Annotated in this window: 25 protein-coding genes; 6 read left to right on the top strand and 19 right to left on the bottom strand. The window is 72.2% G+C overall.

From position 1 onward, the window contains the following. Positions 1 to 243 precede the first annotated feature (243 nt). Positions 244 to 882 (top strand): DUF4352 domain-containing protein, encoded by a 639-nt coding sequence (locus EKD16_RS24595; protein ID WP_131102941.1) that lies wholly within the window; start codon positions 244 to 246, stop codon positions 880 to 882. 72 nt (positions 883 to 954) lie between these two features. Here the strand turns inward: EKD16_RS24595 and EKD16_RS24590 are convergent, their stop codons facing one another. The 7 genes from EKD16_RS24590 to EKD16_RS24560 all read right to left on the bottom strand — a co-directional run bounded on the left by EKD16_RS24590 (position 955) and on the right by EKD16_RS24560 (position 4,121). Beyond that, positions 955 to 1,356 (bottom strand): hypothetical protein, encoded by a 402-nt coding sequence (locus EKD16_RS24590; RefSeq protein WP_165498689.1) that lies wholly within the window; start codon positions 1,354 to 1,356, stop codon positions 955 to 957. After that, entirely contained in the window at positions 1,347 to 2,504 is a 1,158-nt protein-coding gene (locus EKD16_RS24585; RefSeq protein WP_131102939.1) for a peptidoglycan-binding domain-containing protein, read from the bottom strand. The genes EKD16_RS24590 and EKD16_RS24585 overlap by 10 nt, the downstream gene beginning before the upstream one ends. After that, positions 2,501 to 2,680, bottom strand: a complete 180-nt coding sequence (locus EKD16_RS24580; RefSeq protein ID WP_131102938.1) for a hypothetical protein — start codon at positions 2,678 to 2,680, stop codon at positions 2,501 to 2,503. Before EKD16_RS24580 ends, EKD16_RS24585 begins: the two co-directional genes overlap by 4 nt. Positions 2,681 to 2,705: 25 nt before the next feature. Continuing rightward, the gene (locus EKD16_RS24575; protein ID WP_131102937.1) at positions 2,706 to 3,029 is read right to left on the bottom strand and encodes a putative phage holin; all 324 of its coding nucleotides are present in this window, start codon (positions 3,027 to 3,029) and stop codon (positions 2,706 to 2,708) included. Next, on the bottom strand, positions 3,026 to 3,247 hold the full coding sequence (locus tag EKD16_RS24570) for a DUF7620 family protein (protein ID WP_131102936.1): 222 nt from the start codon (positions 3,245 to 3,247) through the stop codon (positions 3,026 to 3,028). Before EKD16_RS24570 ends, EKD16_RS24575 begins: the two co-directional genes overlap by 4 nt. After that, a complete protein-coding gene (locus EKD16_RS24565; RefSeq protein ID WP_131102935.1) occupies positions 3,244 to 3,540 on the bottom strand; it encodes a hypothetical protein in 297 nt (98 codons plus the stop codon). Before EKD16_RS24565 ends, EKD16_RS24570 begins: the two co-directional genes overlap by 4 nt. A 209-nt stretch (positions 3,541 to 3,749) precedes the next feature. Then, positions 3,750 to 4,121 carry a hypothetical protein gene (locus EKD16_RS24560; protein ID WP_131102934.1) on the bottom strand — a complete coding sequence of 124 codons (372 nt, stop codon included), beginning with the start codon at positions 4,119 to 4,121 and terminating at the stop codon, positions 3,750 to 3,752. Between the two features lie 112 nt (positions 4,122 to 4,233). Here EKD16_RS24560 and EKD16_RS24555 point away from each other — a divergent pair, with 112 nt between their 5' ends. From EKD16_RS24555 to EKD16_RS24540, 4 genes are all read left to right on the top strand, one after another. Then, complete coding sequence (locus EKD16_RS24555) at positions 4,234 to 4,527, top strand: hypothetical protein (protein WP_131102933.1); 294 nt, start codon at positions 4,234 to 4,236, stop codon at positions 4,525 to 4,527. A gap of 69 nt (positions 4,528 to 4,596) precedes the next feature. Next, on the top strand, positions 4,597 to 4,929 hold the full coding sequence (locus tag EKD16_RS24550) for a hypothetical protein (RefSeq protein WP_131102932.1): 333 nt from the start codon (positions 4,597 to 4,599) through the stop codon (positions 4,927 to 4,929). Between the two features lie 5 nt (positions 4,930 to 4,934). Then, complete coding sequence (locus tag EKD16_RS24545) at positions 4,935 to 5,159, top strand: hypothetical protein (protein ID WP_131102931.1); 225 nt, start codon at positions 4,935 to 4,937, stop codon at positions 5,157 to 5,159. Positions 5,160 to 5,242: 83 nt separating this feature from the next. Then, on the top strand, positions 5,243 to 5,617 hold the full coding sequence (locus EKD16_RS24540; RefSeq protein ID WP_131102930.1) for a hypothetical protein: 375 nt from the start codon (positions 5,243 to 5,245) through the stop codon (positions 5,615 to 5,617). Between the two features lie 311 nt (positions 5,618 to 5,928). Here the strand turns inward: EKD16_RS24540 and EKD16_RS24535 are convergent, their stop codons facing one another. The 9 genes from EKD16_RS24535 to EKD16_RS24495 all read right to left on the bottom strand — a co-directional run bounded on the left by EKD16_RS24535 (position 5,929) and on the right by EKD16_RS24495 (position 11,895). Beyond that, a complete protein-coding gene (locus EKD16_RS24535; RefSeq protein WP_131102929.1) occupies positions 5,929 to 6,363 on the bottom strand; it encodes a hypothetical protein in 435 nt (144 codons plus the stop codon). A gap of 53 nt (positions 6,364 to 6,416) precedes the next feature. Then, on the bottom strand, positions 6,417 to 6,806 hold the full coding sequence (locus EKD16_RS24530; protein WP_131102928.1) for a DUF6221 family protein: 390 nt from the start codon (positions 6,804 to 6,806) through the stop codon (positions 6,417 to 6,419). After that, the gene (locus EKD16_RS24525; protein ID WP_131102927.1) at positions 6,803 to 7,174 is read right to left on the bottom strand and encodes a DUF6221 family protein; all 372 of its coding nucleotides are present in this window, start codon (positions 7,172 to 7,174) and stop codon (positions 6,803 to 6,805) included. Before EKD16_RS24525 ends, EKD16_RS24530 begins: the two co-directional genes overlap by 4 nt. Further along, the gene (locus EKD16_RS24520) at positions 7,171 to 7,461 is read right to left on the bottom strand and encodes a DUF6221 family protein (protein WP_131102926.1); all 291 of its coding nucleotides are present in this window, start codon (positions 7,459 to 7,461) and stop codon (positions 7,171 to 7,173) included. Before EKD16_RS24520 ends, EKD16_RS24525 begins: the two co-directional genes overlap by 4 nt. Before the next feature lie 25 nt (positions 7,462 to 7,486). Beyond that, complete coding sequence (locus EKD16_RS24515) at positions 7,487 to 8,206, bottom strand: metal-dependent hydrolase (RefSeq protein WP_131102925.1); 720 nt, start codon at positions 8,204 to 8,206, stop codon at positions 7,487 to 7,489. Further along, positions 8,203 to 8,424 carry a hypothetical protein gene (locus tag EKD16_RS24510; RefSeq protein ID WP_131102924.1) on the bottom strand — a complete coding sequence of 74 codons (222 nt, stop codon included), beginning with the start codon at positions 8,422 to 8,424 and terminating at the stop codon, positions 8,203 to 8,205. The genes EKD16_RS24515 and EKD16_RS24510 overlap by 4 nt, the downstream gene beginning before the upstream one ends. Then, entirely contained in the window at positions 8,421 to 8,645 is a 225-nt protein-coding gene (locus EKD16_RS24505; protein ID WP_131102923.1) for a hypothetical protein, read from the bottom strand. Before EKD16_RS24505 ends, EKD16_RS24510 begins: the two co-directional genes overlap by 4 nt. 209 nt (positions 8,646 to 8,854) lie before the next feature. Continuing rightward, on the bottom strand, positions 8,855 to 11,011 hold the full coding sequence (locus EKD16_RS24500; protein WP_131102922.1) for a hypothetical protein: 2,157 nt from the start codon (positions 11,009 to 11,011) through the stop codon (positions 8,855 to 8,857). Between the two features lie 8 nt (positions 11,012 to 11,019). Then, the gene (locus EKD16_RS24495; RefSeq protein WP_131102921.1) at positions 11,020 to 11,895 is read right to left on the bottom strand and encodes a hypothetical protein; all 876 of its coding nucleotides are present in this window, start codon (positions 11,893 to 11,895) and stop codon (positions 11,020 to 11,022) included. Positions 11,896 to 12,124: 229 nt separating this feature from the next. Between EKD16_RS24495 and EKD16_RS24490 the strand changes: the two genes are divergently transcribed. Next, a complete protein-coding gene (locus tag EKD16_RS24490) occupies positions 12,125 to 12,547 on the top strand; it encodes a hypothetical protein (protein WP_131102920.1) in 423 nt (140 codons plus the stop codon). A 181-nt stretch (positions 12,548 to 12,728) separates the two neighbouring features. Here the strand turns inward: EKD16_RS24490 and EKD16_RS24485 are convergent, their stop codons facing one another. The 3 genes from EKD16_RS24485 to EKD16_RS25575 all read right to left on the bottom strand — a co-directional run bounded on the left by EKD16_RS24485 (position 12,729) and on the right by EKD16_RS25575 (position 14,880). Next, complete coding sequence (locus EKD16_RS24485; protein WP_131102919.1) at positions 12,729 to 14,210, bottom strand: DUF2637 domain-containing protein; 1,482 nt, start codon at positions 14,208 to 14,210, stop codon at positions 12,729 to 12,731. After that, on the bottom strand, positions 14,207 to 14,425 hold the full coding sequence (locus EKD16_RS24480; RefSeq protein WP_131102918.1) for a hypothetical protein: 219 nt from the start codon (positions 14,423 to 14,425) through the stop codon (positions 14,207 to 14,209). The genes EKD16_RS24485 and EKD16_RS24480 overlap by 4 nt, the downstream gene beginning before the upstream one ends. A gap of 92 nt (positions 14,426 to 14,517) precedes the next feature. After that, on the bottom strand, positions 14,518 to 14,880 hold the full coding sequence (locus EKD16_RS25575; RefSeq protein WP_165498688.1) for a hypothetical protein: 363 nt from the start codon (positions 14,878 to 14,880) through the stop codon (positions 14,518 to 14,520). Between the last annotated feature and the right edge of the window lie 245 nt (positions 14,881 to 15,125).

Raw genomic sequence — 15,125 nt, 5'->3', positions numbered from 1 at the left:
CGGCCACGCCCACCGTGCGGGCCTGGACATCGCCGGCAACGACGCCGACCGCCCCGGACATAGCGGGAAAGCCGCAGATGAGAGTCGGGGCCAGAGACGCGCGGATGCCCAACCCGGTTGTCTTCCTGGCCCGATGCGGCCGACCTGCACCAACATCCGGCGCCGCAGCACACGAGGTCGCTAGCGTTCAGCCATCAGCGCGAATCGCGCCCCGTCCATGGACTGAGCAGGAGAGATCCCCCGATGGCCGCACCCGACGCCCCGCCGCCCGCACCGCCCGCCCGTCGCACCCCGTCGTATCTTCCGCTGATCATCACCGCCGCCATCGCCCTCGTCGTGGGCGGCGGGCTGGGGTTCGGCGCCGGATGGTTCTCCTACCAGCGCTACCTCGCATCCACCTTCGAGCAGGCCGCAGAGGACATCGGCCAGGACCTCGCCGACCCCGCAGGTGGTGACGGTGGGAACCCGGCTCCGGCCGAGCCCGCGGGCCCGCCCGAACCCACCGACACTCCCAGCGACGGCCTGTTCGAGTACACCATCACCGGTATCAAGGCGGCCGACAGCTACAACGACCAGGACTGCGGATCGAACTACCAACCCGCCGAGGGCGCCCGGTTCCTCGTCATGGACATCAGGGCGGAAAACGTCGGCCAGGCGGCGTCCATGCCCGCTGTGGACCCGGGTGAGGTCCGCGGCTACTCCGCCGACGGCCGGGCGTTCGAGACCCACATGGACATCTGCAGCTTCGCCGACGAGACCAATCCGGGTACGACCACGGAGTACGACGTGGTGTTCGAAGTGCCCACCGATGTCGAGTTCACGGTCGTGGAGCTGATGTCCTATGAGGCGCCGGACTTCGCGGTGATCGAAGCGACGTCCTAGCCCCGGACGGGTGGACGAAACGGCGCCCCGCTGCCACGGGCAGCGGGGCGCCTCGCGCGAGGAAGCAGCGGTTCAGGTGGCCAGGGAGAACACCCTCTGCTTGGGCACCTGGTGACCGTCGGCATCCACCGCAGCGGTCACCTGGGTGCGGGTCCACAACGCCAGAGCCGTGGTGACCACGCCCATCGCCGCAGCGGTCTGCGCCTCGCTCAGGTCGACGCCGAACGCCAGCAGCAGCACCAGCAGCGCTTCGGCGAAGCCCTTGATGGCTGGCACCAGGCGGTCCTTCGCCACCGCCCACGCCTCCCAGATACCGACAGCGGCGGCCACGGCCGCCATGATTGCGGCGGTCTGGGCCTCCGACAGCGGCAGCGCGAACACCGTGAGCGCGTACAGGCCGGCGCGCAGCGCGCCGAGCCATAGGGCCGGATCCCGGCCGAAAATGCGGAACATCAGCACTCCCTTTACTGCCATTCGTGGATGTAGACGTTGCCCGACGCGACTCGGGCGGGCTTGTCGCTGTCGTGGCGGATGCGGATTCGGACGCGCTTGCCCTTGAGGATTCGCTCGGGGATCGAGTAGGTCACGTCCGCCGCCCCGGAGGGATCCGCGATACCAGGGGTGCTGGGAGCGAACCAGTGCTTGGTGACCCAGTTGGCGGTGCCGGACCGGTGTTCCATGGCCTCTTCGGTCTGGGGCCCGTACTCGCCATCCACGACGATGCCGGCGTCCTCCTGGAAGGCCCATACGGCTGCCTCGGTCTTGCTGCCGTACTTGCTGTCGGCGCCCCAGTGGCCCAGGTCGTAGCCGTGGTCGTCCAGCCATTCCTGGACGCGGCGGACTTTCGCGCCACGGGCGCCGTTCTTCAGGATCCCGTCGGGCAGGTCGAGACCGCCCTCCTTGGCCAGGTGGACGGCGCACAGCTGCACGCGCGCGCCCTCCGGCAGGCCGTCGAGCGTGACCCCCGCCATCAGGTTGTAGGTGGTCCCGTTTTCGGCGCCGAAGACCACGCTCCAGTAGGTTCCAGGACCGTCCTCCTGGGTGTTCTCCCATTCGACGGAAGTCCATTCGTTCGGCGGGATGGTCTGGCCGCCGTCGGTGGCGTACCAGCGGAAATCAGGCACGTCCTCTTCTCCTTCGGTGCGGGCGCCGCCGCTGCTGGTGGCGCTGTAGCGGGGCCGGATGTAGCCGACGATCAGGGATTGGCGCCGCACGCGGCGCAGGCACCGGTTGGCGGTGTTGCCTTCGATGCCGTAGACGTAGCCGTTTTTGAGGGGCCGGGTGGCGACGCCGACGTGGTCGATCACCGAGATCGCGTTGCCGTAGTTCCAGTCGACGAAGTAGACGTCGCCTTTGCGGATCCCGGCGGCGCCGTAGTGCCAGTCGCCTTCGTTCTTGGCGCGCTGGGCATGGGCCACGGTGTAGGCGTAGTCGGACCCGTAGCAGACGGGCGGGTGGTTCTCTGAGTCGTAGGCCCATCGGGTAATGGCCGCGTTGCACCAGGGGAAGTTGTAGGAGTACGCGGAGCCGTTGCGGCTCTCGTACCAGTCCTGGATGTAGTTCGGTTCTCCCAGGCCGAGGTCTTTCTCGGCGCGGGTGATCATCGCGTCGGCGCCGCTCATGCGTTCTCACCCTGGGGTGCGCCGTAGACGCCGTTCTCGTCGGGCTGGCCGAATTCGGCGGCTAGCAGTGCCTCTTCGTCGGGTTCGGAAGGCCCGTTGTCGGTGCGGCGCAGCACTGCGGCCTGTTCTTCCTGGGTGATGTCGCCGTCCGGCGGTATCGGGCGGGGATCGGTCACGGTGTCCTCCAGGTCCGGGGGGATGTCACATCTCAGTCGGGGGGTCCGGGGGGCGGCGTTCGGGCCGCTGGGTGGCGATCAGCAGCACGAGGAACCGTGCGGAGAGGAGCGCCGCGCCGGCGAGGGCGGCGGCGCGCAGCCAGGCGAACACGGGGGTGTCGCCGATGCTCTGCCGGAGCACCCCGAGGCCGGTGAGCATCACGACGACCAGGGCGAAGGCCATCAGGCTCCGGCCGATGGGGGTGGCCTCCCAGCGGGCGCGGAGGAAAAACGTGAGGGCGAAGGCCGCCCAGACGCACGCGAGCGCGCCGAGCAGGACGTTGCCGAGTAGGTGCGCCAGCCAGATCATCGCCCGTCTCTCCTCGGTTGCAGCGCGTTGACGATCAGCTCGGAGAAGTGGTTTCGGCGGCGTTGGTGCCGCAGCCGGCCGACCACGTTGCGGACTTCGGGGGTGCGTGCGCGTGCTTCGTCGCGGGCCTGCTCGGCGCAGCGGCGCGCCTCGCGGGCCTCCTCGGCGGAGACCGGCGGCGGGTGCTGTGCGGCGGTGACGCGCCAGGGCCACTTCACTGGCGCCCCCCGGGGTCGTGGCCCTGGCGGAGCCCTTCGAGCAGCTCGGCGTTGGTGCGGGAGGTTTCCAGCAGCTCCCCGAGCTGCTCGCCCTGGATCCGGCGGGCCTCTTCGGATGCGTCGTAGGCGGCACGGAGGTCGGAGAGGCGGGCATCGCGCTCGTGGCGCATCTCCTGCACGGTGCTGCGCGGAACAAGCCGGCCGGTGAGGATCATGACGACGCCGATGCTGACGAGCCCGGTCAGACCCACATCCGCCCAGGGGATGAGGTCTGCGATCGCCGAGCCATCCAACCGGCACCCCCGTGGCTTTCGTGTGGTCTATCCCTAAATGGGATTATGCCTTATGCGTATTGACTAGGGCGATCCGATGTCGATCGGCTATCGTGGAGCATGTGGTTGGCCTTGTGCTCCTGGTGGCCACCGTTGAGGGGGAATGACGAGGCCCCCGGACCGATTTCCTCTCCCGGTCCGGGGGCCTCGTTCTGTGTGGGGGGCGGGTTTCAGGTGGCCTCGCGGTAGCTGAGGGCGAGGGTCGCGGCGACCTGCGCCTCGGACAGGAGTTCCATTCGCGCGTGGTGGGTCTCGCAGGTGCGGGCAGCGGCGCGCAGCCGGTCGGCTTCGGCCCGGTAGTGGGCGGCGGAGGCCGGTGGCGGCGCCGTGTCGGCCTGGTCGGCGCTGAGGTCGTCGAGTCCGGTGACGGTGGCGCGTTTGATGATCGCGGGCGGTTTGGTCTCGCTGGTCTGGACGTGCAGGGCGTCGGTGGTGGCGTCGGTGAGCCGTCCGGTGCAGGTGGCGGTGTCGGTGGTGACGCGGACGTGGCTGCCGATGAGCGGGGCGGGGTCGACGTTGAGGGCGTTGGATGTCGTGGTCATACGGGCGTTTCCTCGCTTCGTGGGATCGGCTGGGATCTCCATTCTTGCTGGCCCGGCCGGGGGGACACACAAACCACTTGATTTCATGTTCATAATTAATTATGATAAAGATATGAACATGAGCGAGTGCGCCACCACCGACACCGCGGCCGTCACCGCCGCCCGCCAGCCCATCGAGACCTACGCCCGCACTCTGGCGCCCGGCTATCCCAGCCACGGCTACTTCGTCAACGTCGCCCTCTCCACCGCCGCGGAGCTGGAACAGGGCCGCTACGACGGTCACCCGCACCGCGTCGACCACGTCACCGGCGCCGCCGCCTGCCTCGACCAGGAAGCGCACTTCGCGCCCCGCGACGTCGCGCAGCACATGACCGAGCTGGCCCGGCTGCTGCGCGCCGCCGCCTGACCCACACCGGACCGGCCGCCCCGCCCGTCCTGCGGGGCGACCCCGGAACCCCGAAAGGAGCCCCCGGCCATGAGCATCGTGCTGCAGCTCCGCCCCGACGGCCCCATTACCGAAATCTCGCTGCCCGACAGTGACATCGCCCGGCTCGCCGCTCTGCACCGGACGATCGCGTGCACCGTCCTCGACGTACTCCCGCTTAACGTCCGCACCGACGTGTACTTCGACGCCGACGCCCACGACAGCGGTCAGCCGATCAATCCGATCGCGACAGCGCTCCTGCGCCGCAACGGCTACCCGTGGCAGCAGTGCCGCGGCCTCGTGGTGTTGTGCGCACACACGCCCGAGGGCGCACCGATCGACCTCCCCCTCGCCCAGTCGGGGCAACTCCTGGCGCCGCAATGACCCCGATGCCCTACTACCTGGTCCGCGAGATCGACCGGACTACCGGCGAGGACCCGCCGACTGCGGCCGCGTGCCTGTGGGATGTCGGAGCGGCGGAGTGCGGGCGGCCGCCCGCCGACGACCTCTTCTGCGCATCGCACCGCGATGCCTACGACGGCGGCGTGTGCTCGTGGGAAGAGTACTGGGCCCAGCAGCAGCATGCCCTCGGGCTGCTCGGCCGCGACGAGTAGAAGAGCGGCCCTGGCGAGGCGACTCCACCGCCGACCAGGGCCTGGTGAGACACCGGCAGTTTCCAGCACTACGGAGGTATCTCGTGTCCAATCGTATGGCCACCGACGCGGGCCTAGCCGCCTACCGGCAGCTCATGGCGATCAAGATGGTGTGCGACCTGCGCTCCGTCGGCTACGTCGCCGCGCGGATCCGCATGGCCGGAATCGTCGGCGAGCGCGACTCCACCGACAACTCCCCGGTCGGGTTGTGGCTGTGCCAGGAACTGCGCGACGCCGGCGTTCCGGTCGGGTCGTGCCGGTGGATCGGCACCCACTTCGACGTCTACGACGAGCAAGGGGCGCACCTGGCGGCGTTCGTCATCGGCGACGGGCCGCTGTACGACCTGGAGTGCCGCATCAACGACCTCGCCGAGGAGTTCGCGGACCTCGTGGCGGGAGGTGAGGCCGACCCGCGCTGACCGACCCACGTCCCCGGAACGAGAAAGGCCCGGCGCCTCAGGGCGCCGGGCCACCGACGTGAGAGCGTCCTCACCGCCAAGTTACTCCAACCACTTGGGGCGGCACAGGGCGCGATGGGCCTCCCGGCCAAGGTGGGTCGTCTGCCCGACCGTCAGCAGGTACTCCCGACGCGGGAAGATTGCCCCACCGACATGAAGGCGCTTCGGCAGGCTCGCGCCGCCAAAAGTGTGGATCGGGCGCCACCGCTGGACTTCGGCCCCAACGCGCCGGGCCTCCTTGGCAAGCGCTTCGTCGAAGGCCGCGGGGAGCTTCACGGCGCCCGCAACCCGCGTGCTTCGGAGATCGGCACCACCGTCACGCTCTCTGCCGCGCTTGCGGGTGCGCCCAGGGTGGAGATGCTCCCTGACGGGTAACTCGCCTCTTCCTTCGCCACCATAGGTACGGCGAATGTCGCGTCCAACCCTCCGTAGGTGCACATCGCCCACGCCACGAGGGGCACCGCGCCGTCGTCATACTGGACCGCCCAGCCGTCCCCGGGAAGGAACGCGTAGGGGGTGGGATTCGGGTCGGGATCGGAGTTGATGCCCATGTACCCCGAGATGCTGTCAGCGCGTACGAGCCCGGTCGCGCGTACAACCATCGGGTGACCGTCATCGGCCCACGCGGCGATCGGGCTGTCGGTGTATTTGATAACGGGAGGGGTCGGCTCAAAACGAGCAAAGTGCCCTGGTTCGGCTTTGATCATCGGGGGGTCTCCTGCGAGATACTCGGTTAGTTAGGTCGCGAAACGGAGGGCGGTCAGGGCGCCCACTCCTGCTGATAGTGGGGGTGATCAGCGTAGGGCAGGGCCAGAAGCCGCAGCGTGGTGCACGGGTACGGGTCGCCATCCTGGCCGCCGTCCCTGTCGTCGCGTGCGCACGTTTCGCAGATGGGGTTGTCGACACCGTCGCCATCCCATCCGCGTGTTTGCGGATGCTCCTCCAGAATGCGCAGTTGCCCTGTCACGCTCCGGTACACGCGCTGCGCGAACTCTGCATAGGGATCCCAGGCCACAGTGGTCTGCCGGGCCCGGCCGCGCACCTCGCGTAGGTTCTCAGCCCGCAGGTAGTTGCGGGCGTTGCGCTCCAGATGGATTGCCCACTGCTGCTCTTCGTGGAGCCGCGCGTTCAGGAACTCGGTGATGGTCACGGCCGCCATTCCTCTCGGTAGCCGGGACGGTGCCGGTACCCCCATGCGATCAGACGGACCGTGCTGCAGGGGTACTGCGCGGGGAACTGGTCACACATGCTGCACCGCTCGATGAAGTCCTCACCGAGATCGCCAGTCGAGCGCACGCGCACGGGGCGGTGTACGTCCAGAATGCGCCGCTCTGCGTCGATTCGGGCAAGGAGATCTGTCGGGTCGATGAGTGACCGGAACTTGCTGTCCTCGGGAGGAATGCTTCCTCTGACAGTGTCCCCGATGGTCAAGATGACCGATGCCGAGTCGATCGCGCGCGCTGACCGTTCGTCGGCGTCCCACACTTCGCGAAGCCAGGCCGTGGGTTCGTCCATCATGATGCCCAGACCGGATTGAACAGCGGGTGCCACTGGTAATCCTGGGCGAGGTGAAGCACAGCCGGGCACAGGGCGCCGCTGTTGCTGCAGACGCCGCAGGCCCGTATCCGATTGCCGTCCGCGTCGCCGGGTTGGGGGGCGTGGGCGTTCAACACCGCCCGCTTGTTGTCGTAATTGCGCAGAAGGTCGGCGGCCTGGTCCGGGCCGAGTCGGGTCGACCTTCCTCGCTCTATGGTGCGGTCGTCCTCCTCGTATCGCATCCGCAGGAATTCGATCAGTTCTTCCACCTGCTTCTCCTCTCAAACTGGATAGTCACATCATCTCCCACGCGCCCAGGAAAGGGGCGAAAATCGTGCACGCGCAGCGCAGGGCGCGCTCTGCTCGGCTGTTCTCGTCGGTGCCGATGGTGAGCGGGGAGCGCCACATCCACCACCGCCGGCCGCGGTGGGTGAGCGGCCAAGTGAGCGGCACCCCTTGGCGGGTGAGCGCGTCCCCGGCCAGGTGGGCGCTCGCTCCGGCGGAGACCGCCGCGCCGACGAGCACCGGGTGGGGCGGGGCGAGCACCATCACCACGATCGTGAGACCGGCCGCGCTCGTGGCGGTCGACCACCGCCCGCCGGCCTCAGTCAGCACGCCGCGCAGGGCGATCACGGTGAGCGCCCACACGATCAGCCAGGCCGTGGGCGCCCATACGGTGGCGGCCGCGGTGAGCATTCCGGCGGCCGCGGCCGCCGGAACCGTGTGGGTGAGCGCCCGGTGCTCCCGGTCGGCGCGCTCGTCCTCGGTGTCCCGCTTGGTGGCGGTCGCCCACCACACCGCCGCCGAGCACGCCCGCACGCCGACGCTCACCCGGCGGGTGAGAGGGCCCAGCGCGGTCGCGGCCGTCGAGACCGGGGTGTCGATGTCGGGCAGCAGCGCCGCACCGGCGCACAGCCACGCCCCGATCACCATGCCCGGCAGGGTGCCGTCGACGGCCGCGCCGACGGCGACGCCGAGGGGCAGGCCGGTGGCGGCGTGGGTGCGGCCCATCATCGCGTGGTCCCGTGTTCGCGCACGCGCTGTACGTGCGCTTCAAGGAGGACTTCGCCGGTCTGCAGCACGAGGGTCCAGCCCAGGCCGAGCAGGAGCCCGCCCAGCAGGCTGTGCCCGGCCGCAAGCGGCTCGCCCAGCACCGCGGCGCCGATCGCCACGACCACGATCATGCAGGCGACATCGCGAGCGACTTCGCCCCACGCCTCCCCCGCGGTCACCGGGCGCCGCCCCGCGCGAGGCGGGCGGGGTGGAGTTCGGCGGTCAGCGCCGCCCCGCCGGCCGCCACCAGGTCGTCTTGGGTGTGGACCTCGTCGCCGGGCCGCACCTGGTGGGTTTGGGTCACCTCCCAGGTACCGCCGGGCGGGCGCCGCAGCACACCGCGGGGGCCGGCGGACAGCAGGGCCCACCGCAGCGGGGCGGGCACGTCGGACAGGGGCACGGCAGGATCCTGGCGTCTACGGGTGCGGGTGGTCGGGCACGGGCACGGGGTGCGGCACGGGTCTATCAGGGCCCACCGACGGCCCCGCCAGCGCGTGCGCGGGGGGCGGTGCGGGACCGCGCCTGCCCCGTGCCGGGCGTGTCCGCGCTGGTCACAGGTGGGCACGGGGTGCGGCACGGGAGTCGGGGGCGTGCCGTGTGCGGCACGGGTCATCGGGCGGGGCGCCATTCCCACACCTCCAGAGGGGGCGGAGCGATCTCGCCGGTGCGGATCGCGGTGGACAGGGTGACGAGTTCGGCCAGGATGTAGCCGCGGGCGCGCAGCGGATCCCGCCCCGCAACGGCGAAGGGGTTGACGGTGCGGGCACCGCACCGCATGAGCAGCGCTGTGAGGTCCTGCTGGTCCACGCCTAGCTCTTCGGCGATCTGTGCCGAATGCATGCGCCAGGCGCCGTGGCGCTCGATCACGCTGATCGTGGCGGTGAGAATTTTGGGGACCGGGTCGGGGTCGGCCGGGTCTTCCACCGCTGGAGCGACGTCGGCCTCCAGCGCGTCCCAGTCGACGGCGGTGTCCAGTTCGGCCTGGCGGGCGTTGTCGCGGCGCCGCTGGCGCTGGCGCTCCAGGTAGGCGCGGGCCCGGTCCTGCTGTTCGCGGGCGGCGCCGGCGGCGGACCCGGTGCGGCGCGGCTGCTCGCCCGCCGCCGGCGCCGCAGGCCCGGCGCCGGTGGTGGTCTCGGTCAGCATCGGCACGACCTCGTCCCACCGGGTGGCCCACCAGGCGGTCACCTGCGCGGAGCCCTCGTCCATCTGCGGGCGCAGGTGGTGGGTGGCCATCACGATCTCCTCGGCCTGGGCGGGGGTGACGCGGTAGTAGCGCATCAGCTCGGGTTGGGCGCCGGTGGAGGCCAGCGCGTAGCCTTCGGCGGCCAGCTCGGCGGTGTCGGTGACGCGGGCGGCCTCGCCGAACAGCTCGCGGGCATCGGAGGGGCTGGGCACCCGGACGGCCACCTTCTCCTTGGACTGCTTCTTCAACCCGCTCGGGAGGTATTCGCCGGTGGCGCGCAGCGCCATCGCGATCGTGGAGAACCCGGAGGAGCCGCCGACGTTGTTGATGCGCTCCAGCCCTTGGCGCACATCCGGTGGGAGTTTGTGCAGCTCGTCGGAGACCACGGTCACCTTCGGCAGGGTCGGGGAGAACGGGATTTTGTCGTCGTTGTTGGCCATGGCCAGGTGGGAGTAGGCGCGGTCGCGGTACTCGATCGCCCGCTCGCACCACTCCACCGCTTTGCGCATCTGGGCGGGGGTCAGCGCCACCGCCGCCAACGCCGGGCGCTCCACCCGGCCCTGGAGCCAGGGCAGCAGCCACATCCGCGCCATGCCGCCGCCCTTGGGGTCGAGCAGGATGACGACGGCGTCGGTCATGCGCTGGTGGGCGGCGATGTCGACGTGCGCCCCGTTGGTTTTGCCCTCCCGGCGGGGCCCGACGATGACCTTGGCGTGCCACTCCATCCGCGACACCACGGGGGTGCCGGTGCGGCGCACCCCGATCGGGTACGGGTCGCGGATGGAGGTGGGGGTGTAGTCGGCGGGCAGCGGGCGTTCGGTGGCGAGCACATCGACCAGGGCGACGTGGGCGACCCACCGCCCCCGCTCGGCGCCCGGGGCGACCTCGACACCGCACGTGTTGCCCAACCGCAGCGCGTTCGCGAACGCTTCGGCGCGGGATGCGATGTCGCGCCACCCGATCCCGGAGGCCTGCGGGTTGGCGATGTCGACGCTGTAGCCGGGCCGCGGGTGCAGCACCTGCCCGGTGGCCATGTCCGTCAGGGGTTCCCAGAACTCCACCGCGCAGACGTTCACGTCCAGGCGGGCCCACTGGGCGGCCACCAGCCGGCGCCACAGCTGCGCCAGCTCCTCGCGGGTGGCGGTCTTCTGCTGCTCCGCGCTCATCCACGCCGCCGTTTCAGCGGCGGCCGGGTTCTGGTGGTGGATCAGGCTCAGCGGCCCGCCTTGGGCGGCTTCGGCCGCGGGCAGGGGCCGCCCCAGCACGGGCGCCAACACGCCCACCACCAGCACACCGGTGGCCATCACCACCACGTTGGTCACGGTGGTGGCGCCCCAGGCCAGCACCCACACCATCCAGCCGCCGGCCGCGGCGCAGGCGGCGCACCGCAGCAGCTGGCCGGGGCCGCTCATGTGGCGCCGCGCACCGGCCATCACCACGGCGAGCATGCCCGCGATCGCGGCCGGGATCGGCGGCCACCACGGCGCGTCGAGCACGGTGCCGACTTCGGCGGCGGCCCACAGCGCCGCCACGGACGCGACCGGGGCGCCCACCGGCCCGAACCCCCAGGGGTGCTGCTGCACGATCCCTCCTACCTGTGGTTGTTGACGGTGTCCCACATGTCCTCGCGGCGGCGCTGGTTCTCCAGCCGCTCGATCTCGTCGGGGTGCTGCTCCTCGAAACCCTCGCGGGCCTCGGTGCAGCACTCCCCTGCCGTGGCCATCTGGGTCTGCGCCAACTCGACCCCTTCCACGACGGCGGCGGTGGAGGGGTAGTCATCGGCCAAGCGCTGCTTGAGTGTCCCCACGGCCCCCGACAGGGTCTCCTGCATCTGCTCGACGCCTTTGAGGGTCGCCAGCACGTCGAGCATCCCTTCGGGCTCCTTGACGATCTCCGCTTTGAGTTCCTCGGCCAGGTCCAGGATGCGCTGGTTGGGCGGGGTCTGTGACACGAATCGGTCCTTCTCTTCAGTGCGGTTGGTGGCTGGTGTCCCCGGGGTGACGCGGTCGCCGACGCGTCGGCCCCGGCGCCGCTTCTCGGTGGCAGCGGTCTCGGTGGGCGGGTGGGGCGGCGGGAGCGGGTCGCGCTCCAGCAGCGGAGCGAGGTGTTCCAGCGGGCCCGTGAGCCAGATGAGGCCGCGCAGGAGCACCAGAGCGGTGGTGCGCTCCCAGGGCCGCAGCTCCCCCGAGCGGAGGCGGGCGGCGAGCGCGTGGGCGCGTGCCCGCAGCCACCAGAACCCGGCCGCGGCGAGATCGCCGACGCCGGCCTGCCACGCGTCGACGCGCTGCCGACCCAGCCACGCCCAATCCAGCAGGCGTTCGCGCTGGCGCCGCCAGAACACCCGGCCGCCGAGCACGCCCAAGCGGCCACCGCAGGCGCGGCTGGCGATACGCCACGACGCCCGCGCCGCCCACCAGGCGCCTTTGCCGGTGCCCAGGGCCGCTCTGCCTGAGCGGGTGCGGCGCATGCGGGCGGCGATGCGCCCAGCGGTGGTGGCCGCGGGCGAGCGGCGCCCACCCGCCCGGGGGCGGGTGCGTGGCTGCGCGGGCCCGCCCCGCTGCCCCCACCCACCGCGCTGGCGCCGCCCCGCCGCCCCGCCACGCAAACCGGAGCGGGCGCGGGCGCGGCCGAGCAGCCCACCACCGGCGCGGCGCCCCGCACCGCTCCGCCCGCTCGCGCCCCGTCGGGTCGCGCCGGTGCGCAGCGCCCGCGCGGAGCGGCCCCGCGCCGCGGCGGTGGAGCGGCGCGCCGCACGCGACACCCCGCCGGAGCGGGCAGCCGAGCGGCCCAGCCGCGGCACCGCCTTCCCGCGGGCGGCGGCGCGGCGCCCGGCCACCGCCCGACCCGCGACCCCCGAGCGGCGGGCGGCGCTCGCCCTGGCCGCGCGGGCCGTTGAGCGCGGCATCCGAGAGCGTCCGCTGCTCGCCGTCGAGCGCCGACCGCCCGCCGGAGAGCGGCGACCCGTGAACCGCCCCCACGCCCCTCGGTTGGCGCCCCGGGAGCGCCCGCCCGAGCGGCGCCGCGACCGTAGCCGCTGGTGCAGCCACAACGCCCCACCGCTGGCCGCGGCCGTGCCCACCGCGGCCGTGGCCAGACCGACCGTTCCCCACGCGGCATAGACCTGCGCCCCGCCGATCGCCAACCCGGAGACGGCCGTGGTCGCCGCCGGCGCCAGCGGCACGCGGCGCCGCGCCCGGTCCGCGCGGCCGCTCCCCCGCCCCTGCTTCGGTGCGGCCGGCGCTGGGTCGGAAGCAGCGAGCGGCGGCTGCGTGTGCTCGGGGGTTTCGGTGGGTGTGCTCGTCACGTCCGGTCCCCGGGTTCGACGCGCCATCCCGGCGGAAGCCCGCTCCGGTTGTGCTCGGTGGCGAACGCTGAGCGCCACCGGCGGGCGGTGGACTCGCCCGCCCCGGTCGCCCACGCCAGTTCGGCGCCGGTGACCGAGTGGTCGTCGCTCCACATCCGCCGGGCGGTGTCGTAGCGCTCGTGCGGCGGCAACGTCCGGGCGGGCTCGTCCGCAGCGCGAGCGGCGCGGACCTGGGCGACGCTCACCGGTGCGCTCGACCGGTCGGGGCCGGTGAGCGGGATGAGCGCCCCGCCGCCCTCCTCACTGTCGATGAGCCGCTCCCACTCGGGGTCGGTTTCGGTCCAGGGCTCAGGCGTCGGTGTGCTCGCCGTCGCCGTGTCGGACGCCGCTGCGGGAGGCGCTGCCGGAGTGGGGGGCGGCAGCTCCAGGCGCCGCTGCAGCGCCTCCTCGGTGATGAGGGAGGCGACGAGGCCGCGGGCGCCGGAGGGGTCGGTGTAGTCGGTCTCGGCGATCCGGTCGGCCAGGGCGAGCACCTGCACGCTGCGCATCACCCCGGCCAGCTCGGCGGTGTCGTCGGCGATACCGGCGGCATCCAGCGCCGCCTGCGCCCGCCGCTCGGAAGCCGGGTGCCGCAGCCGGGCCAGGCGCCCGCCGAGCTGGACGCGGCGGCGCCGCCACAGCGCGCGAGCGGCGCGCCGCCGCAGCCGGAGCCGGCGCCGCTCGGCTGAACGCTCCCGGACGGTGCGGGTGGCGGCGTCGGCGCCCAGCTCCTCGTCGCGGGCGAGCTCCACCGCCACGGCGATGCGTTCGACGGGGTGGAGCCAGCGGATCAGGGCGATGCGGCGGTTGGCCCAGCGGCCTTCGGCGCGGCGCAGCTCCTCCTCGCGGCCGCGGCGCTTCTGCCCCATCCGCAGGTGGTAGCCGAACGCCGCGACCAGCGTCATCACGGCGAACACCGCGCGGCCGACCAGGTTGTCGGAATGGGTGGTGTTGAACAGCGCTTCGGCCGCGATGAGCGCCCAGAACCCCAGGGTGACGCCGCGGGCGGGCACGCCCTGTTCGGCGCGCTCGTTGATGATCGCCATCAGGATCACCGCGAGCGCCTGGAACACGGCGAACCCGAGCCAGTTGAACGGCTCGGGCACCTCGGCGTGCTCGTGCAGCACGCGGGCGATGCCGAGCGCGCCGAACCCCTGGGCCACGACCAGGGACACCGACAACGCGGTGGTCAGGCTCATGCCGTTGAGGACCTGGCGGATCCGGCGGCGGGCGGCCTGGTCGCCGTGGGCGGCCTCCCGGATCGCGGCGAGCAGGGCGCGGCCGACGCGCCGCACGGTGCGCACCACCCACCAGGCGGCCAGCACCGCCAGGGCGGACAGCAGCAGTCCGGTGGTCAGCCAGGCGTACCAGGGCATGCCGGCCAGCTCGTCCACCACCGCGCGGACGAGCCGGTCAGGGATGTCGGGCGGGGCGGTCACTTCGGCACCCCCCAGCCCTCACGGTCCTGCGCACTGCGCGACGGCGCGCGGGTCGCGAGGATCACCGCCGCCGTGATCAGCGCGGCGATGGCCAGGGTGGGCCAGAGCCACCACGGCAGCGCCGCCGCGACCTCGGCAACGTGCGGTACGGCGCGGCGGATCGGCGCGGTGACCTGGACGAGAGCCGTTTGCTGGAGGGTGTGCGGGTGGGACATCCTTGGGGTCTCCTCACAGGGTTGGGGAGGCGGCCCGCCCCCGGTGTCCTGGCTGGTTCACGGGGGCGGGCCGTTCGTGTGTCCGGGGTCCGTCAGCCGGTGGCGCGGTCGCGGGCCTCGTCGAGGAGACGGGCCGCTTCTCCCTCGGTGCGGCGGTACTCCTCGATGAGCAGCGCGGCCGCCAACTCGCGCGGGTAGGTCGGCCCGTCGGGGCCGTCGATGCGGTACTCGTCGTCGCCGACGAGGTCGACGGTGGGCTGGGCGGCGTTGCAGGCGTCGACGCGCGCCAGGGCGACCGCGTCGCCGGCGTCGCGCAGGCTGTGGCCGCCGCGCTGGGCCAGGTAGGCGATGGCCTCGGGGGCGGTCATGCGCAGACCGCTGATGGTGTAGGGGTAGGTGCCGCCGCCGGGCGTGTAGGTCACGGCAGGCGCGGCCGGGTCCTCGGTGTCGCTCATAGCCTCTCGCTTCCATCCGTGGGTCGTGGTGCTCCCGCGTCCGCCCTCCACGACGGAGGGCAGGCGCAGGTGCACCGCGGCACGGGAGCGAGAGCGAGCGGGGCCGCGGCCGTGGGAGGCCGGCGGCGGCGCGCACCGGGAGGACCGTGCGGTGCGGGCGGAGCTTACACTGATCACTACGCTCAACTCCTGGTCAGATCAGGTGTTGGGTGGGCCTCGTCCGGTGTTCGCCGCCCCGGACGGGG

Source organism: Streptomonospora litoralis (genome assembly GCF_004323735.1).
Taxonomy (GTDB): domain Bacteria; phylum Actinomycetota; class Actinomycetes; order Streptosporangiales; family Streptosporangiaceae; genus Streptomonospora; species Streptomonospora litoralis.
This window is presented reverse-complemented; position numbering and strand designations above follow the sequence as displayed.

What these genes read in the sequence shown, in the direction of transcription:
- EKD16_RS24550 (WP_131102932.1), top strand. Translation starts at nt 4,597, where the DNA reads ATGAGCATCGTGCTGCAGCTCCGCCCCGACGGCCCCATTACCGAAATC.
- EKD16_RS24545 (WP_131102931.1), top strand. Translation starts at nt 4,935, where the DNA reads ATGCCCTACTACCTGGTCCGCGAGATCGACCGGACTACCGGCGAGGAC.
- EKD16_RS24525 (WP_131102927.1), bottom strand. Translation starts at nt 7,174, where the DNA reads ATGATGGACGAACCCACGGCCTGGCTTCGCGAAGTGTGGGACGCCGAC.
- EKD16_RS24480 (WP_131102918.1), bottom strand. Translation starts at nt 14,425, where the DNA reads ATGTCCCACCCGCACACCCTCCAGCAAACGGCTCTCGTCCAGGTCACC.
- EKD16_RS24560 (WP_131102934.1), bottom strand. Translation starts at nt 4,121, where the DNA reads ATGACCACGACATCCAACGCCCTCAACGTCGACCCCGCCCCGCTCATC.
- EKD16_RS25575 (WP_165498688.1), bottom strand. Translation starts at nt 14,880, where the DNA reads ATGAGCGACACCGAGGACCCGGCCGCGCCTGCCGTGACCTACACGCCC.
- EKD16_RS24590 (WP_165498689.1), bottom strand. Translation starts at nt 1,356, where the DNA reads ATGGCAGTAAAGGGAGTGCTGATGTTCCGCATTTTCGGCCGGGATCCG.
- EKD16_RS24585 (WP_131102939.1), bottom strand. Translation starts at nt 2,504, where the DNA reads ATGAGCGGCGCCGACGCGATGATCACCCGCGCCGAGAAAGACCTCGGC.
- EKD16_RS24575 (WP_131102937.1), bottom strand. Translation starts at nt 3,029, where the DNA reads ATGATCTGGCTGGCGCACCTACTCGGCAACGTCCTGCTCGGCGCGCTC.
- EKD16_RS24595 (WP_131102941.1), top strand. Translation starts at nt 244, where the DNA reads ATGGCCGCACCCGACGCCCCGCCGCCCGCACCGCCCGCCCGTCGCACC.
- EKD16_RS24555 (WP_131102933.1), top strand. Translation starts at nt 4,234, where the DNA reads ATGAACATGAGCGAGTGCGCCACCACCGACACCGCGGCCGTCACCGCC.
- EKD16_RS24495 (WP_131102921.1), bottom strand. Translation starts at nt 11,895, where the DNA reads ATGCGCCGCACCCGCTCAGGCAGAGCGGCCCTGGGCACCGGCAAAGGC.
- EKD16_RS24535 (WP_131102929.1), bottom strand. Translation starts at nt 6,363, where the DNA reads ATGATCAAAGCCGAACCAGGGCACTTTGCTCGTTTTGAGCCGACCCCT.
- EKD16_RS24515 (WP_131102925.1), bottom strand. Translation starts at nt 8,206, where the DNA reads ATGATGGGCCGCACCCACGCCGCCACCGGCCTGCCCCTCGGCGTCGCC.